The following is a 16180-nucleotide window of genomic DNA, read 5'->3' as shown; positions in this document are numbered from 1 at the left end:
TGCGCACTCCCAATTCTTTAAACCGGCCAAGCATGAGCCCAATGGAACCTTCGCCACTGCCACAAGCCGATTTAACGGCTCCTGAACCCGGTCCGCAAACCTCAGACTGGCCGCTGTCACTGGATGGAGTGCGCTTTTTAACGCCCCATTTCATGGTGGAGCAATTGGCCCGGCACCCCCTCACCGAGGGCCTCTACCCCACCGCCATGGGCTACTACCCCCAGGCGAAGGGGCACCGCATGCAACGCCGTCGTCACAATGACTATCTGCTCATTTACTGCATTGACGGCAAGGGCACGCTGGTCTGCGACGACCGCTCCTATCAAGTCGGCCAGGGCGATATTGTGCTGCTGCCCAAAGACCACGCCCACGCCTATCGCGCCGACGACAAAGAGCCCTGGACCATTTATTGGCTTCACTACAACGGCCGCTTGGCCGGCAACTTTTATCTGCACACGCAAATGACCACCCCGGTGCTGAATATTGGCGTGCAACCCCGAGTGGTGAGGATTTTTGACGGCTTGTCGGAGCTGCGCCGCAGCGCCTACCAACTGGCGGAGTTTGTTCAGGGCTGCCACCAGATGCAGGCCCTACTCAGTTATATCGCCTTGTTAGTCAGGCAAAAACAGCCCCAAAGTGGCAAAAGCATGGACTGGGAGCGCCTGCGGGCGATGATGCAGGAACGAGTCCACGGCAATTTAAACCTGGACGAACTGGCTGCCGCCAGCAACCTCTCCAAGTACCACTTCATCAAGAAATTCAAAAGCTGGAGTGGCCAGGCGCCGATTCAGTATTTTATTAATATGAAAATTCAGCGGGCCTGCTATTTGCTGGACAGCACCACCAAATCGGTGAAGCAGGTCGCCGCGGCGGTGGGTTACAACGATGCCTATTATTTTTCCCGCTTGTTTAAGAAAACCATGGGGGTGTCCCCCAGTGAGTACCGCACACACCGACGCAGCTAAAGGCGAACTACAGCAGTACCTGCCCTGTCGCCACGGTCACCGCCCGCCCCTGCAGGGTCACGCCGGAATCAGACAATTCAATATCAATGGCACCGCCGCGTTGGGATAACTGGCGCGCTGACAGCGCTGTTTTACCCAGTTTGGATGACCAATAATCAGCCAGGGCACAGTGGGCGGAGCCGGTGACCGGGTCCTCATCAATGCCGACCCCCGGCGCAAAAAATCGCGACACAAAGTCGCAGTGCTGGCCAGCAGCCGTCACCATCACGCCCCGACAGGGCAGGGCCGCAATAGCAGCCAAGTCGGGTAAAAATGACTCAACCGCCTGCTGATCGCTCAGCTCCAACAGCATGTCAGCGCCCGCAGTCGCCGCATTCACCAGCCCTGGCGCAATCGGCCTTAGAGATGACGTGTCATCAACCGGCGTTGTCGCAACGCGGGGGAAGGACATCATCAACGACGGAGGCTGGCGCATTACAGTGAGTATGCCGCTGCGGGTGGCAAACTCGATGCGGTCACTGTTGGTGACACCGCTCTCCCACAGGGCGTGGGCGGCCGCCAGGGTGGCGTGACCGCACAGGTCCACCTCCACTTCCGGGGTAAACCAACGCAAACCCCATTGCCCCTCCCGCAAAGGTTCCAGATACGCCGTTTCAGAGAGGTTAAACTCGCTGGCCAGAGACTGCATCACCGACTCGGGCAAAGGCTTGTCCACCAAGCATATCGCGGCAGGGTTGCCAGAAAACGCCCGCTCGGTCACAAAGGCATCGACAAGGTAATATTTCATGGGCTACCCCCAAGGTAATCCCGGTATCGGCTGGCGAGTCCGGCTTACATCGCTTTTTAGGTACGCCGCGTCAGGCAATTAGGTAAACGGCGGACAGATACTGCGCTGTCTGCCCTACAGTTCGCTTAGGCTCGCCAAGCCATCCAATAATGGTGTGAGCAACAGAGAATCCAGCGCGCCAAAGATTGGGGCAAGCGGCGGAATCAGGTTGTTGTCCAACAAGTAACCCACTTCCCGGGTCACAGCCAGTAGCACACTACTGAAAAAGGCCGGCCCCAAACCGATGGCGTCGGTCACTTCCTGTGGCGCAAACTCTTCAATCGGGATGACCTTAAGCAGCAGGTTGGACAACAGGTCATCGATGGTGGAAACCAGGACCTGCCCCACTTCACTAACACTCACATTGCCCACGGCATCCACGGTGCGAGTCACATCAAATAGTAACTCAGACAGCAGGGACAGGGCACCTCCCACCATCGGCACGCTGCCGCCCTCTTCCTCAACGGCATCCACCACACCTTGTATATTCAGTGCCAAAGCATTCAGGGCATCGGTGAGCTTTCTTAGATTCGCCTCCGGGCTGTCATCGCCGCCGCCGAGATCGGGGGGGAAATTTTCGAAAATCCCACCTAACTGATCAAAGGGCGCCGGCAGCCCTCCGTTTTCCTCAGCGACATCGATACTGCTTTGTAAAGATTGCAGCGCATACAGCAGCGATTGCATGGCCCGGGCAGAGCCGGCGGCGGCCAGTTCCGGATTTTGTTCAGTGGCGGCACCCTGCAGGCCGGTAAGCAGCGAATCCACAACCTCAATCAGCGCCACCGAGGACTCCCCCACAGCCGCCATCAACGCCGCCATATTGGCCTCAGGGGTGTTTTCCGCCAGCGCGGCAAAGCCGTCGCGCAACTGAGCTTGCACCGGGTCTAGATTGCCGCTTTCCCCATCGACGTCGAATTTAGTGTCCGCCAACAGTGGGCTGGTGAAGCCGTCGTTCTCCGGCAGTCCCACTGAGGCCCGCTGGGTGATGCTGCGGGCAAAAGCTGGGATCGGATCCGCCAGGGAACCCAGGCCGAGATCGGCGGCATTGGGGTCCACCTCAAAGACTTCTCCCGTCATCTGATCACCGCGGAACTCCACCCAGAAAAAGCCGTAGCTATCCCCTTTCTCATAGTGCACCGGGTTTTCATCCCGACGCTCAATGCTTCGTGTCTTACTGGCGGCACCGGAGACAATAAACTCCGTTTTACCGCAGGCAGGTGTATCCATCAGCCATTGCAAATCGTGGTCGTGACCGGCAAAGAAAAAGTCTGCCTTGTCGCAAAAGGTTTCCTCAACAAAGGCTTTGTAGCGCTCACCGGCCAGCACCGGAGCAATAAAACTGGGAATGCCGTCGTAGTTACCCGCATTGCCGTGGCTACCGTTGGATACGTATGGGTGGTGGGCAAACACCAGCCGCCACTGGGCCTGGCTGGATGCCATAGCGGTTTTTAGCCACTGGGCCTGGGCCAGACCGTAGTTGTTGTAGGAATAGTTTTCATCGCTGTCCGGAAAGCCTCCGGCCACCTGGTTAGAGTCAACGCCAAACAACTCAATAAAGGGTTGGCCATTGCTCTGTTGGCCTTCAGTGAATCGGTAATTACGCTCCGGCATTTTCCAACGACTAGTCAGCCGGGCTTCATCGGGGTACTCGGCATCGCGGTAGTGATAATCCACCTGAAAATCACCGTTGGCATTGCCGGCGCCATCACCGCCGAAGAACTCACTGTTGTCGTGGTTGCCCAAGACCATATAGAAAGGCAAATCCACCGGCTCAAAAGGCAGCTCAAATTTTTCTTCAAACTGCGGATCCATGACAGAGGACACACCCGACTCGTAGATATTGTCACCCAGCCCCAATACCAAATCACAGCCGCGCGCGGCACAGACTTTTTCGATGGCCTGACCGACCGCGTAGGCGCCATCGCTGCCGCTGCCACTGTCGCCGATCAGGATCATGCGGACCACTGGCTCTTGGACAACACTGCCGTCATCACCGCCATCGTCGCCGGCGCCACCATCGCCAGAACCGCCGCCATTTGAACTACCGCCATCATCGGAAGCACCGCCGTCGTTATTATTGCCACCGTCAGCGGCACCACCGTCTACGGTGCCGCCATCATCGCCACCACCATTGTTAGATGAAGAACTTGACGAGCCACCACAGGCGGCCAGAACGCTCGCAAAAATGCCGATCAACAACCATCGGCAGACGACTTTGCTATGCAACATGGATAACTCCTCGGGCGTTAGATTTGGCGGGGACGACTGACCGGCGTGTCTTCAATCAAGCGGTTGGTGCCGGCTTTAACAGCCACGGTCTTCACTTTATCGGACTCGACACCTGACTGGGCAGGGTCCGAGATATCCGCGGCGTAGTAGTACTCCGCCTGGGCCCGCTGGCGATTCACATCCATCAGAATAAAACCTTTGTTATTCAGGTCCGTATACTTCATATGTGGATTGACCACCGGCAGTATGGCCGACACCAGCTGGGCCGCACCTTCGGGAAAACCGGGAGAGGTGACACTGGGCGTGACAAACTCAACGCCGAGGGGGTCGTCCAGTACGCCGCTGGTTAGTACCGCACTGCTTTTATACAGCTCGTTGGCCCAGCTAGTGTGAATATCGCCAGTTAACACCACGAGGTTTTCTATACCCTCGTCATCGACAAAGTCCAAAATCTCTTCACGCTCGCTGGGGTAGCCGTCCCACTGATCCATATTGATAGCGATCAGCGGACTGAAATCATTGGTGGGCACTTGCGGCAGCAGCCGCTGGATTTCCAACAGCTGCAGCTGAGCGAACATGACCTGCTGGCCAACAAACTTCCACTGCCCTTGGGCGGTGGCCAGCTTGTGCTTAAACCAGTCTTTCTGAGTCTGGCCGAGCAGATCCCGCGGTTCGCTGCGCGCCGGATCGACTGGGTTGTCCAGCTGCTTCTCCCGACCTTCCAGGCGGGTATCCAACATCATAAAGTTAGCCAGGTCACCGTATTGGAAGTCGCGGTAGATGCTGTCTTGTTCTTGAGTTGGGGGACGGATGGGCATCCACTCAAAATAGGCCTGGATGGCGCGGAGCTTGCGCTCCTGCCAATCGCCTTCGCCCTCATTGTGATTTTCGGCGCCGTCTTTGTAGGAATCGTTAGTAGACTCGTGGTCGTCCCACACCGTAATGAAAGGATGAGTCGCGTGGGCCGTCTGTAAATCCACATCTTTGCGATAGTGAGCGTAGCGGCGGCGGTAGTCGGAAAGACTGACAATCTCGTGGGGCGGGTCCAGCAAACGGCTGGCATTGTCGCCGTACTGACCGTCGCCGTATTCGTAAATATAGTCACCGAGGTGGAGGACGAAATCGAGATCGTCCCGATTGGCAATCATCCGGTACACCGAGAAATAACCGTGGGGATAGCTACTACAGGAGCACACGGCAAAGCGCAGGCGCTCGACAAATTGGCCGGGCATGGGCAGAGTGCGGGCCCGCCCCACCGGTGACACGGTATCGGCGGTACTGAAGCGATACCAGTAACGGCGATCCGCCAGCAGACCAGCGGCATCCAGTTTTACGGTATAGTCCCGGTCGGGGCCAGTCGCCATTTGTTCAGACAGCACCACTTGCTCAAACGCCGGGTCTTCAGCAATTTCGCAAAGTACGGTGACTGCGGCGGGATTGGCTGAGTCGGGAGTCACTCGGGTCCAGAGAATGACACGATCGTCCAAGGGGTCACCACTGGCAACGCCGTGGTCAAAGCGCAGCCCGGAACTCAGGTTTTGGGTATTGGCGGTAGACGCCGTCGAAACCGGGTTAGCGGCGTTGCGAGGATTGCTCCCGCCTCCGCAGGCTGTCAGTATCGGTACGGCAATTGAAGTGGTAGTCAGGGCTTTGAGAAACAGTCGGCGATCCACGTGCAGCTCACTCGGGTCGTTATGAACACAGGAGCTGACAGTTTAATAAGAGGACATGACAATTATGTTGCAAGTGTCAACATTGGGGATTGGCCGAGCCGTGCGGCGCGGCGCCTGGTTAAGCGCACTAACGATACTGCTCAGCGCCTGCAGCAACAAGCCGGTTCACTTCACCGACTATATTGCCGAGCATTTATTGCGGAACAATTTAAACGAGCTGGCGGAACCGCCTATTTTTGAAGTGGCATCCCTCACCATCCGGGAAAAAGAACAGCAGGGAGACAAAGCCCGCGCCATTATCGATGTCGCGCTACACTTTCCAGAAGACTTCGACACCGTGGTCAGCATGCACAAACTGGAGCCCTACAACATTGCCTATCTTCAGTACAAAAGCAGTTTTGGCGAGTTTGCTGCCGGTGAAACCCAGGTCCACCACGCCGAGTATCAATTCCAGCGTCGAGATAACAAGTGGGTGATTGTCGGCAGCCGTCCGGTGTCCCAGCCAGATATCAGCAAACCCGGGGCCTAAAGAGGGTTCGCAAGGGCAGCTAAAAGTGGCTGTCCAATTGATACCAGGGGGCCTGCCCCGCTTGATGATAAATCTTAAAGCGGGTTAAGCCGGCATAGGGCACTGACAGCCGGGTCATCGCCCCCATCGGCATGCCCAGCCAATGGCAAATCACCACCCGATTGACCGCACCGTGGGCAACCACCAACAGCGACTCACCCTGATACTGCTCAACCAGCCCATCAATAGCCCCCGTGACCCGACGGCAGAAATCCGGCATGGCTTCGCCATTGGGGGGGCTGGCCTGATCTGGCGACTGCCAGAACTGTTGCCAGGCTTGGGGGTCCAGCCGCTGTGCCTCGGCGTGGGGTAAGCCCTCCCAATCGCCGAAATGCATCTCGCGCAGTTCTGGCTCGAGAATCATGGGTAAGTCAGTCTGCTCGGCCAGCTCCGCGGAGAAATGATGGCAGCGCTTTAGCGGCGAGCTGACAATGGTGGACCAGCCTGAGAAACCGACCCCGGCGACTTTGGCCCGCATTTGCTGCCAGCCTTCCTCACTGAGCAATACATCGGTGCTGCCGCGAAAAATTTCACCGCCCTCACAGGCGCCGTGGCGAAGCAGGTCAATCTGGGTGACAACGGGCCGGGGCATCAGTCGTCGCCGCGGCTTACGCCGGCCTGCTCGAAGCTGGCCATCTGATTTTGCAGACGACACGCCGCCTGCACGATAGGCAGGGCCAGCGCCGCACCGCTGCCTTCACCAAGGCGCATATCCAGCTGCAGTAGCGCCTCGGCATCCATCTTACTGAGCAGGCGACTGTGACCGGGTTCTGCGGAGCAGTGGGAGAAAATCAACCAGGGGCGGATACTGGGGTTGACCTTAATGGCAGACATGGCGGCGGCGGTACAGATATAGCCGTCCACCAACACCGCTATCCCTTTTTGCGCACAGCGAATGTAAGCACCCACTAACGCGCTGATCTCGAAACCGCCAATTCGGCGCAGGGTTTCCACACCGTTTTTCATATGGGGCAGGTGCTTGGACATCGCCCGGGTCACCACAGCGGCCTTTTTGCTTAGCACCTGATCACTGATCCCGGTGCCGCGTCCTACCATCGCCGTGGCAGACAAGCGGGTGTGGGCCACCGCCAGTGCCGCCGCCGCGGTACTGTTGCCAATCCCCATCTCGCCGCCGATAAAGATATCCACATCGCCAGCCTGATCAATCACATCGCGACCGACCACAAAGGCTTCTTCACACTGTTCCAGCGTCATCGCCTCGGTCACACACATGTTCTGGGTACCCGCCGCGACCCGCATATCGATCACATTGGGCAGGTCCTCAATAGCGTACACCGTGCCGACGTTGACGACCTTGAAATCCACTCCCATAGATTTGGCCAACACACTGATGGCAGCCCCACCCTCGGCAAAATTGCGCACCATCTCCGCGGTAACGGTTTGCGGATAGGCAGAGACACCCTCAACCGTGACGCCATGATCACCAGCAAACACCACGATCAAAGGTTTTTCCACGCTGGGAGTCAGCGTTCCTTGCGCCGCCGACAGCTGCACCGCCACGCTTTCCAGTTTGCCCAGGGAACCCTTGGGCTTAGTGAGGTTGTCCTGCCGCTCGAGGGCCTGGGCGCGGATGTCCTCATCCGGCTCCTTGGCGGGCTGTAAATACCATTCAGTCACGACCTAATTCCCATTTTGTCTGTGTAGTTTGTTGTCTTATTTGCGAAGTTTGGGGCTAAGTGCGGCCCTCAGGATTCTTTGAGAACCTGCTCCAAACCCGCAGTCACCAACACCACCCGATCGGCCTGGGCGGCAATAGCTTGATGCAATCGACCCGACTCGTCCACGAAGCGGCGACTCAGCTCGCCCATTGGCACTACGCCCTGCCCCACTTCATTGCTCACCAGAATCACCTGCCCGGGCAAGGTCTGCAAAGTGCGCAAAAACTCGTCCCGCACCGACTGCCACAGGGACTCATCCTCTCGGGACAACCAATTGCTCAGCCACAAGGTAAGACAGTCCACCAACACGCAGTGGCCCGCCTGGGCATGATTGATCAGCGCATCGGTCAGCGCCTCTGGCGCTTCAATGGTGTGCCAGCCCTGCCCCTCCCGCTGCTGTCGATGATGGGCAATACGCGTGGCCATTTCGGCATCTTCTGCTGTGGCGGTGGCGATATAGGTATGGGTCAAGCCGCTAGCCAAGGCCCGGGCCTCTGCCAGCCGGCTTTTTCCGGATCGGGCCCCGCCCAAATACAATTCCAGCACTCGATTGCTCCGCTCGCCTGATCGCGTATAGTGGCGCATTCTACAAGACAGCAGCAAACAGAGGGAAATATGGGTCACCGCCTGTCCAAGATCTACACCCGAACCGGCGACGATGGCACCACTGGTCTGGGGGATGGCTCCCGGATCAACAAGGACCACCAGCGCATGGAGTCCATCGGCACCGTCGACGAGCTGAACTCCCATATTGGCTTACTGATCACCGAGCTGAGTGCCGAAGACCCCTATACCGCCATCCTGTCCCGCATCCAACACGACCTGTTTGATTTGGGTGGCGAGCTGGCGGTCCCCGGCTACACACTGGTCAGCGCCGATCGGATCGGTGAGCTGGAAAGCACACTGGACGAGCTCAACGAAGACCTTCCGCCGCTAAAGAATTTTATCCTCCCCGGCGGTAGCAAACCTGCGTCCCTGTGCCATTTAGCCCGGGCCGTGTGCCGTCGAGCAGAGCGCTGCGTGGTTGCATTGAGTCGCAGCGACGAGATCAACGACACCACGCGTCAATATCTCAACCGCCTGTCGGACCTGCTATTTGTCATGGCGCGCTTATTAGCGCGGCGAGACGGCGGCGATGAAGTACTTTGGGTACCCGCCGATAAGCGGTAGGGCGGACACCGTATTTGTGTCCGCCGCGTCCATCGCGATGCCACCACCATGGCGCATTCAAAATCCGGTGGACAGAAAAAGCGCTGTCCACCCTACCTTCCAGCCGAAGGGCCGACACCGCGGTGATATCCGCCGCGTCCATCGCGATACCACCACCATGGCGTGATTATTCCGGTGGACATAAAAGCGATGTCCACCCTACTCCCACAACCAGGCGGCACCCCGCACGCCACTGGCATCCCCGTACTTTGCAATACGCACTTCGGTGTTACAGGCATCGGAAAACACCATTTGCCGAAGCGCCTCTGTAGTCCGAGGCGCCAAATCGGGAAGCTGGGAAAGCCCTCCTCCCAACACGATGACTCCCGGGTCGAGAATATTGCAGACCACGCTCAAGGCCCGGGCCAATTGCCGGCAATAGTCCTTAATCACCCTCTTGGCCAAAAGGTCGCCGCCCGCCAACTTGTCAGCCACAGCTTTGCCGTTGTCAGCCTTGCCACCCTGGGCGCGATAGCTGGCCGCTAAGCCAGCGCCACTCAGCCAGGTCTCGACACAGTCCTGACGACCGCAATAGCAAGGGCGGCCCTCGCTCTGCCCTGGAAAGAGGTTGTGCCCCCATTCGCCACCAATGGCATTGTGGCCCCGCAAAATCTGCCGGTTGATCACGATACCACCGCCCACACCAGTGCCGATGATGACACCAAAGACCACCTCGGCATTGGCGCCACTGCCATCCACCGCTTCGGACAGGGCAAAGCAATTGGCGTCATTGGCGATACGAACGCGCCGCCCCAGCTTGAGACTGAGGTCCTCCGCCAGCGGCCGGCCGTTGAGGCAGGTGGTGTTGCAGTTTTTCATCAGCCCGGTCACCGTCGACGCCGCGCCGGGGGTACCGATTCCTACCGAGCAGGTGGTCGCCACTTGGTTCTCCAGATCTGTAACCAAGCCGGACACCGCATCAAGAATGTTGAGGTAGTGATTACCGGGTGTGGAAATGCGTTGGCGGGCCAGCACCGCGCCATCGTCGGCAAGCACCACGCCCTCGATCTTGGTACCACCGAGGTCGATGCCAATACGCACTAAAAGATTTCCAGCACCGCCAATACCGCCACCCAACACAGCAGGCTGCGAGACAGGAGCTGCTGCACAGCGCTGAGCTGGTCGGCGGCGGTTCGCGTGAAGCAGTCTCCGTCTACTTGGCCCTCGGGTAAGCGCACCGACACGGCTTTGCTGCCGACGGCATCCAGATACTCAGCAGAACCGAGCCCCTCGTCATTAGCGCCGGCCACACCAGCAAAGCTGTGGCGGCGCCAGGCGGCAAAGCTGTCATCAAAGTGACCGATTAAGGCAAAGGCAAAACCCAACAGGCGCACGGGAAGCCACTCGATATAAAAGAGCGCCTGGGCAGCCAAGTTGCGATCTTCCTGTTGGCACCCGGTTGCCCGGTGTCGCGCCGCCAAAAATAAAATGCGATAGGCCAATGCACCGCCCGCCCCCAGCAGCACAAACCAAAATACCACTGCAAACCAACGCTCAAAGCCCTGATAAAACACGGCTTGGCGCACGCTGTGATGCAGCTCCAAGGCATTGTCGGCGCCACTGTCGCAAAGTTCTTCTGAGAAATGCTGGCCGTGGCGATAAGCACCCGCCAGATCCCCCCGCTGCCAGCTATTGAGGTATAGACGCAATTGAATTTGAAAGTCGCCACGCCCCAAGGAATAGAGCAAGATCGCCAAGCTCATTAGCAGCGCTGGCAAGCCAAACACCCAGTCTCGCAGCGCCTCAACAGCCAGTGCCACCAGCAGCGCCGGGGGCAACACCAGCAGGGTGATACGCAGTGCCGGGCTGGGTAAGGATTTCAGCCACCCACTGTAGCGCTGCAGCCACTCGTCACGCTGCACAGCGCCGCCGCTGCCCCACAGCTGCACCGCCCCCCAGGCGATCAGAATTGCGAGAAATTCCATTTGCTTATCCCAGTAGCGTTTTGTAATAAGACCAGTCAAAGGCGGGGCCGGGATCCGTCTTCCGCCCTGGGGCAATATCGCTGTGCCCGACAATTCGGTCTGAAGAGATGCTGGGATAGTAGCACTGCAAAGTTTGGCTCACCACAGCCAGCTGTTGGTACTGCGCTTGAGTGTAGGGCACGGTATCGGCCCCTTCCAATTCGATACCGATACTAAAATCGTTGCAGTTCTCCCGGCCACAGTGCTCGGACAGCCCCGCATGCCAAGCGCGTTCGAGAAAAGAGACGAACTGGTGGCACTCGCCACCGCGATCGATCAACAGATGAGAGGACACATGCAGGCCTTCCAGGTCAGCAAAGGAAGGGTGGGCATGACAATCTAAGGTATTGCAGAACAGTGCCTGAATGTAGGGACCGCCAAACTCGCCTGGAGGCAAACTGATGTTGTGAATCACCAACAGGTCGATATCGACCCCCGGGGGCCGCTGATTAAAGTTTGGGGAAGGGCAGTGACGGGCTTCTTGCAGCCAGCCACGTTGATCGATTTGATACATAGTCGCGCTATTGTGACGCGAAACAGGCGGCGCGGGAAGCACCGCCTGCTAAAGAAACGACGCCGAAAAATGAACGGCGCTTACGAGAGCGGCTTGTCCTTCATTTCCCGCAGGTTGCTGATCACTGACTCCAGCGCACGGTCAAACAGCCGGTCGTCCTCAATCAGCTGGAACTGGTGCTGGCGGATCGCCTCACCCAGGGTATCGCGGTTATATTCTGCGACCTTCACCCCGGCCCGGTTCACAAAAATATACTTGCCGATGCCATTGATCACTGCAGCCAAACGACAACGCAAGCTTTTGCCATTGTCCTGCTTGATATCCACCCAGTTGCCAACCCGGAGGTTGTCGATCAAACGGGAAACCGGGTCTTCACTGCCATCAGCAGCGGGCGCTGTTGCATCGGCACCCTCGTTAGCCCGGGGCGGTACCGGTACCGAGTGGCGTACGGGAGCGGCCGAAACCGCAGGCTCACCATCCGAGTCCAGAGCCTCAAGCTCGCGATCCAAGTCCGCCAGACTGGTCGCGCCCGTCGCTTTGGGGGGTGCTGCGGGCTGCCGGTTGAGCTTGGCCAAATGCAGGCGTTCCAACTGCTCAAACCACTGGGAGGTGTCAAAGTTGTTCAACGACACCCGATTAAAGCCCAGTCGCAAGGTCTCGACCAATACCGGCAAAGCGGAAATCAATTCGCTGCGATGACCGGGGTCATCGGAGGGCGCCACACTCCATAACAGTCTGTCAATAAAGCTGGCGTCGCTGCGGAAACGCTCGCTGGCAGGGCCGTGCTGCACATAACTGAGGAACAGCACTTTGCTCCAGCCTTCCCGCAAAACTTTTTCCACTACGGCGGGGTGATCACCGTTGGCGAGCTTCTGATCCAACAAGCCATTGATATAGCCCCGGGCAGTCTCTGCGGTGGCCTTACCGCCTTCTGCATCGACCGTACGTTGAGCGAGCAATTCGGCTCGGCGCTGGGCCTTGCCCTGGAACTTCTCGAAATCCTCATTGAGATCGACAAAAATCTGGGTGTCGACACCAAAATCACTTAGGACTTTCAGCACCACTTCCTGGACCTTGTTGTACAGCGGGTCTTTGTCCAGTGAAGAGGTCGGCGACCAGGCAATGCCGGAGCTCACAATGGCGCTCAATAGCTTGCGTGCAGGGTGCTCTTCGTGACCGATAAAATTCTTATCCAGCATCGCGGTCTTAAGGATGGGCACCTGAAGATTGGCAATAAGGGCCTTCAGTGGCTCGGCCAGGGTCTCGCCCTGGAGCATATACTGGAACAAGGCTCCGACCAGTTGAATGGTGCTTTGATCGTGCTCTGCCGCCAGCGCCGAGGCATCGTTAGCCGCCACGCGATTCACCGCATCAAGACGGGTAAGAAGGCGGTCTTCCAAGCCAGCGAGGTCATAGCCCTTGTCACCCACTTTCTTCTGACTGTCCAGCTGGGCCAGCTGCTCTTTTTGCATGTCCTGCAGAGCCATCAAAAAAGACGGTTTAGACAGCAACCCGGCACCACGTTTGGACTCTTCCTGGGTGAGCAGCCGGTCGATGGCCTCGGCCAAGCTCCCCACCAGCTCAGCGGATGCCGACTCGTGCTGTTGTTGTGCGGATGACTCGGCCGCCTGGACATCTGCTTCAGCGTCAGCCTCTGACTCTCTCTGTTTTTTTGGGGAAGCGGACTTGCTTTTGACCGGGCGCTGGATCTCTTCGGCCAGGGAAGACACGGAGATACCCTGCTTCTCAAGCTCGGGCACCAGCTCTTCAAAAAGCTGGTCATACTGCCTCAATAACTGGGTCTCGAACTGCTTGAATAGTACCAGGCGGGCTTTGATATCAATGTTGGCCTGACGGCATGCGTCGCCCAAGGCCTGGGTAATCTTGGCGGGCCCCAGCGGTAAGTCCGCGGCATCCATCACCGGACCGCCGGTAAAGTGGCGCCAGGCTGTGCACAGGGTCCAAACTTCTTTTAGGTAGCGGCGTTCGGTCTTTTTGGCGATACCTTCAAGCGCCACTAACTCTTCCAGAGCCTCGGATTCCAGCAGCTTCAGAGTTGCCTGGCCGCGCTCCAGGGCAGAGCTATTGCCATTGCGAGCAAAGGCTCTCTCGAATTCGTCATTAAAAGCACGGGCAAAGGCGGCTTCGATGTTGTCACGCTGAACCCGCAGCTCCCGCATGGAGTCAAAGTAAACGTGTTGCTCTTTGGCGTTGGCCGCTTCATCGGCCATATCGAACAAAGTGTCATCCACATCGTCCAATACCGCAACGACACGGGCAGACAAAAATCGTGCGGCGACGTCCCGCAACGCGGAGAGTGAGGCGGGAAGCTCCTCAGTCTTTGCCGGCCTACCCGGCATTTCAACGACGTTGTTTCGCGACTCTTCGACCATCATTCTATGCCTGTCAATGTTTACTCGCGTTGGGCGGATTTCTAGAACGAGCCCAGACCCAGTTGATTAAGAGGCACTCCATTTGCCAAAATCGCGTGTCAGCACCACCCCAACATCACGAATTCATTACCTTGCCTCGCCATTGAATTTATAATTTAGCCGCAGTTCACCACCACAGGTGGAACTACGTATTGGCGATTCGCATGGCGCCGATACCCAATACATTACGTGCATTCACTGGCATCGACGGTATCAGACCACCGCACAGCACTACGACACAATACGCAATTTTGCCCATGTCACAGTATTGTCGGCCTGTAACCTCCGCTAGAATAGCCCAACAAAGTTGAACATTACCAGCCAAGTGCAAGAATTTAATATGGTTTTAACAGACAAGCTAGACCAGGATCGCCGTCAATCGGTGGCCTTTGCCCTCCGCGAAGACATCGGAGAGGGGGATATTACTGCACGTTTGATCCCCCACGACCAGACCGCTACTGCCACCCTGATTACCCGTGAACAGGCGGTGATCTGCGGGCTTGAGTGGGTTGAGGAGGTTTTTCGCCAACTTGAGACCCCCGTCACAATTGAGTGGTGCGTGCGGGATGGCCAGCTGGTCGCCCCCAACACCGTTTTGTGCAAAATTCACGGTCCGGCCCCCGCCCTGCTCACCGGTGAACGCACCGCAATGAACTACCTTCAGCTGCTGTCCGGCACCGCCACCGTTTGCAAGCAATACGCCGACCTGGTGGCCCACACTGCGGTCAAACTGCTGGACACCCGCAAAACCATCCCCGGTCTACGCACCGCCCAGAAATACGCGGTGACCTGCGGTGGTTGCCACAATCACCGCGTCGGGCTCTACGACGCCTTTTTGATCAAAGAAAACCATATCGCCGCCTGCGGTGGCATCGACAAGGCCGTGGCCGCCGCCCGCGAGATCGCCCCCGGCAAACCGGTAGAAGTCGAGGTGGAAACCCTGGATGAGCTGAGTATAGCCCTGGAAGCTGGTGCCGATATCATCATGCTGGACAACTTCGGGCTTGCCGACATGGCCGAAGGCGTCAAAATCACCGCCAACCGGGCAAAATTGGAGGCATCCGGCAACGTCAGTACCGAGACGCTGGTAGATATCGCCGAAACCGGGGTGGATTACATCTCTATTGGCGCCCTGACCAAGCATGCCAAAGCCATTGATTTGTCTATGCGGCTGGCGATGGAGTAAATGCATACTGGAGCGCCCATCTATTTGCTATGCTGGGGCTCTGCATCAGCGAGTTACCCCAACAGGCTGGAAGACCGTGTCCAATCTCAACACTACTGAGCCAGACCCAAGCGACATAGAGCGCCGGATCGCCCAGCGACTAAAAACGTCTATCGCAGACCTCGAGGCGGTATATGTTTTTGGCTCTCGCGGGAAGGGTAACGCGCACAGTACCAGCGACTACGATATTGCAGTCTACCCACGAAAGCCGCTTAACCCACTGGAGCGAATCGAGTTGGCTCACCAACTCTCCAAAATCACTGGCACGGATGTCGACATAGTCGACCTCAGCACCGCGTCGACGGTCCTTCGCAGTCAGGTGATTAGCACCGGACATCGATTGTTTGCCAAGAACACATTTGAGCAAGAACTTTTCGAAGATTTTGTCTACGCGGATTACGCCCGTCTAAATGAAGAGCGCGCCGCCATCCTGGCGGATGTCGCAGACAGAGGCGCTGTCTATGGTCGATGACGTCATCCTGAATAAAACAGCGGCACTAGAGCGCTGCATTGACCGCGCCAAAGAAGAATATCGCCTCGCTGGCGCAGACCTCTCAACCAACCTAAGCCACCAGGACGCGCTTATCCTCAACGTACTCAGAGCCTGCGAAACGGCAATCGACCTGGCGATGCATATATCCCGTTCCGAGCGACTGGGGGTGCCCCAAAGCAGTAGAGATAGCTTTGCCTTACTGGAAACGGCCGGCATACTCCCGAAGGACTTATCTGAGAATCTCCAGCGCATGGTGGGCTTTAGAAATATTGTTATTCACGAATACCAAAAGCTAGATATAGAGGTGCTTCACCACATTGTCGAGAAGCGGCTGAGGGATTTTCAGCGCTATGGCGCTATCCTGATAAAACGGGGCACAGAGACAAACAGTGATAGATAGCAC

At 57.6% G+C, this 16180-nt stretch carries 16 protein-coding genes; 6 read left to right on the top strand and 10 right to left on the bottom strand.

Annotation, left to right across the window (positions count from 1 at the left end; translation table 11 throughout):
- Positions 1–41 precede the first annotated feature (41 nt).
- Complete coding sequence (locus I6N98_RS04435; RefSeq protein WP_198570593.1) at positions 42–965, top strand: helix-turn-helix domain-containing protein; 924 nt, start codon at positions 42–44, stop codon at positions 963–965.
- A gap of 7 nt (positions 966–972) precedes the next feature.
- Here I6N98_RS04435 and I6N98_RS04430 read toward each other — a convergent pair whose 3' ends face one another.
- The 3 genes from I6N98_RS04430 to I6N98_RS04420 all read right to left on the bottom strand — a co-directional run bounded on the left by I6N98_RS04430 (position 973) and on the right by I6N98_RS04420 (position 5693).
- Positions 973–1752 (bottom strand): PhzF family phenazine biosynthesis protein, encoded by a 780-nt coding sequence (locus tag I6N98_RS04430; RefSeq protein WP_198570592.1) that lies wholly within the window; start codon positions 1750–1752, stop codon positions 973–975.
- 114 nt (positions 1753–1866) lie between these two features.
- Positions 1867–4020, bottom strand: a complete 2154-nt coding sequence (locus I6N98_RS04425) for a metallophosphoesterase (protein ID WP_198570591.1) — start codon at positions 4018–4020, stop codon at positions 1867–1869.
- Positions 4021–4037: 17 nt separating this feature from the next.
- Positions 4038–5693: an alkaline phosphatase D family protein gene (locus I6N98_RS04420; protein ID WP_232787457.1), complete on the bottom strand. Its 1656-nt coding sequence runs from the start codon at positions 5691–5693 to the stop codon at positions 4038–4040.
- A 64-nt stretch (positions 5694–5757) separates the two neighbouring features.
- Here I6N98_RS04420 and I6N98_RS04415 point away from each other — a divergent pair, with 64 nt between their 5' ends.
- Positions 5758–6222, top strand: coding sequence for a hypothetical protein (locus I6N98_RS04415; RefSeq protein WP_198570590.1), 465 nt, complete (start codon positions 5758–5760; stop codon positions 6220–6222).
- Between the two features lie 19 nt (positions 6223–6241).
- On the opposite strand, the gene I6N98_RS04410 is transcribed toward I6N98_RS04415, so the two are convergent.
- The 3 genes from I6N98_RS04410 to cobU form a co-directional block, all read right to left on the bottom strand.
- A complete protein-coding gene (locus I6N98_RS04410; RefSeq protein ID WP_198570589.1) occupies positions 6242–6853 on the bottom strand; it encodes a histidine phosphatase family protein in 612 nt (203 codons plus the stop codon).
- Complete coding sequence (cobT, locus tag I6N98_RS04405; RefSeq protein WP_198570588.1) at positions 6853–7899, bottom strand: nicotinate-nucleotide--dimethylbenzimidazole phosphoribosyltransferase; 1047 nt, start codon at positions 7897–7899, stop codon at positions 6853–6855. The genes I6N98_RS04410 and cobT overlap by 1 nt, the downstream gene beginning before the upstream one ends.
- Positions 7900–7967: 68 nt before the next feature.
- Positions 7968–8486: a bifunctional adenosylcobinamide kinase/adenosylcobinamide-phosphate guanylyltransferase gene (gene cobU, locus I6N98_RS04400; RefSeq protein ID WP_198570587.1), complete on the bottom strand. Its 519-nt coding sequence runs from the start codon at positions 8484–8486 to the stop codon at positions 7968–7970.
- Between the two features lie 69 nt (positions 8487–8555).
- On the opposite strand from cobU, the gene I6N98_RS04395 reads away from it, so the two are divergent.
- A complete protein-coding gene (locus I6N98_RS04395; protein ID WP_198570586.1) occupies positions 8556–9110 on the top strand; it encodes a cob(I)yrinic acid a,c-diamide adenosyltransferase in 555 nt (184 codons plus the stop codon).
- A 198-nt stretch (positions 9111–9308) separates the two neighbouring features.
- On the opposite strand, the gene I6N98_RS04390 is transcribed toward I6N98_RS04395, so the two are convergent.
- The 4 genes from I6N98_RS04390 to I6N98_RS04375 all read right to left on the bottom strand — a co-directional run bounded on the left by I6N98_RS04390 (position 9309) and on the right by I6N98_RS04375 (position 14023).
- Entirely contained in the window at positions 9309–10190 is an 882-nt protein-coding gene (locus I6N98_RS04390; RefSeq protein ID WP_198570585.1) for an ROK family protein, read from the bottom strand.
- A complete protein-coding gene (gene ampE, locus I6N98_RS04385; protein WP_198570584.1) occupies positions 10190–11074 on the bottom strand; it encodes a regulatory signaling modulator protein AmpE in 885 nt (294 codons plus the stop codon). Before ampE ends, I6N98_RS04390 begins: the two co-directional genes overlap by 1 nt.
- A 4-nt stretch (positions 11075–11078) precedes the next feature.
- Positions 11079–11627: a 1,6-anhydro-N-acetylmuramyl-L-alanine amidase AmpD gene (gene ampD, locus I6N98_RS04380; protein WP_198570583.1), complete on the bottom strand. Its 549-nt coding sequence runs from the start codon at positions 11625–11627 to the stop codon at positions 11079–11081.
- A gap of 80 nt (positions 11628–11707) precedes the next feature.
- Positions 11708–14023, bottom strand: a complete 2316-nt coding sequence (locus tag I6N98_RS04375; RefSeq protein WP_198570582.1) for a DUF1631 family protein — start codon at positions 14021–14023, stop codon at positions 11708–11710.
- A 376-nt stretch (positions 14024–14399) separates the two neighbouring features.
- On the opposite strand from I6N98_RS04375, the gene nadC reads away from it, so the two are divergent.
- The 3 genes from nadC (at position 14400) to hepT (ending at position 16177) form a co-directional block, all read left to right on the top strand.
- Positions 14400–15245 carry a carboxylating nicotinate-nucleotide diphosphorylase gene (nadC, locus tag I6N98_RS04370; RefSeq protein ID WP_198570581.1) on the top strand — a complete coding sequence of 282 codons (846 nt, stop codon included), beginning with the start codon at positions 14400–14402 and terminating at the stop codon, positions 15243–15245.
- 76 nt (positions 15246–15321) lie between these two features.
- Positions 15322–15756 carry a type VII toxin-antitoxin system MntA family adenylyltransferase antitoxin gene (mntA, locus tag I6N98_RS04365; RefSeq protein WP_198570580.1) on the top strand — a complete coding sequence of 145 codons (435 nt, stop codon included), beginning with the start codon at positions 15322–15324 and terminating at the stop codon, positions 15754–15756.
- Positions 15746–16177, top strand: a complete 432-nt coding sequence (hepT, locus tag I6N98_RS04360; protein WP_198570579.1) for a type VII toxin-antitoxin system HepT family RNase toxin — start codon at positions 15746–15748, stop codon at positions 16175–16177. Before mntA ends, hepT begins: the two co-directional genes overlap by 11 nt.
- Positions 16178–16180 lie beyond the last annotated feature (3 nt).

This window comes from Spongiibacter nanhainus, assembly GCF_016132545.1.
Lineage (GTDB): Bacteria > Pseudomonadota > Gammaproteobacteria > Pseudomonadales > Spongiibacteraceae > Spongiibacter > Spongiibacter nanhainus.
Note: the sequence above shows the minus strand (reverse complement) of the source record. Positions and strands in the feature narration are given on the sequence as shown.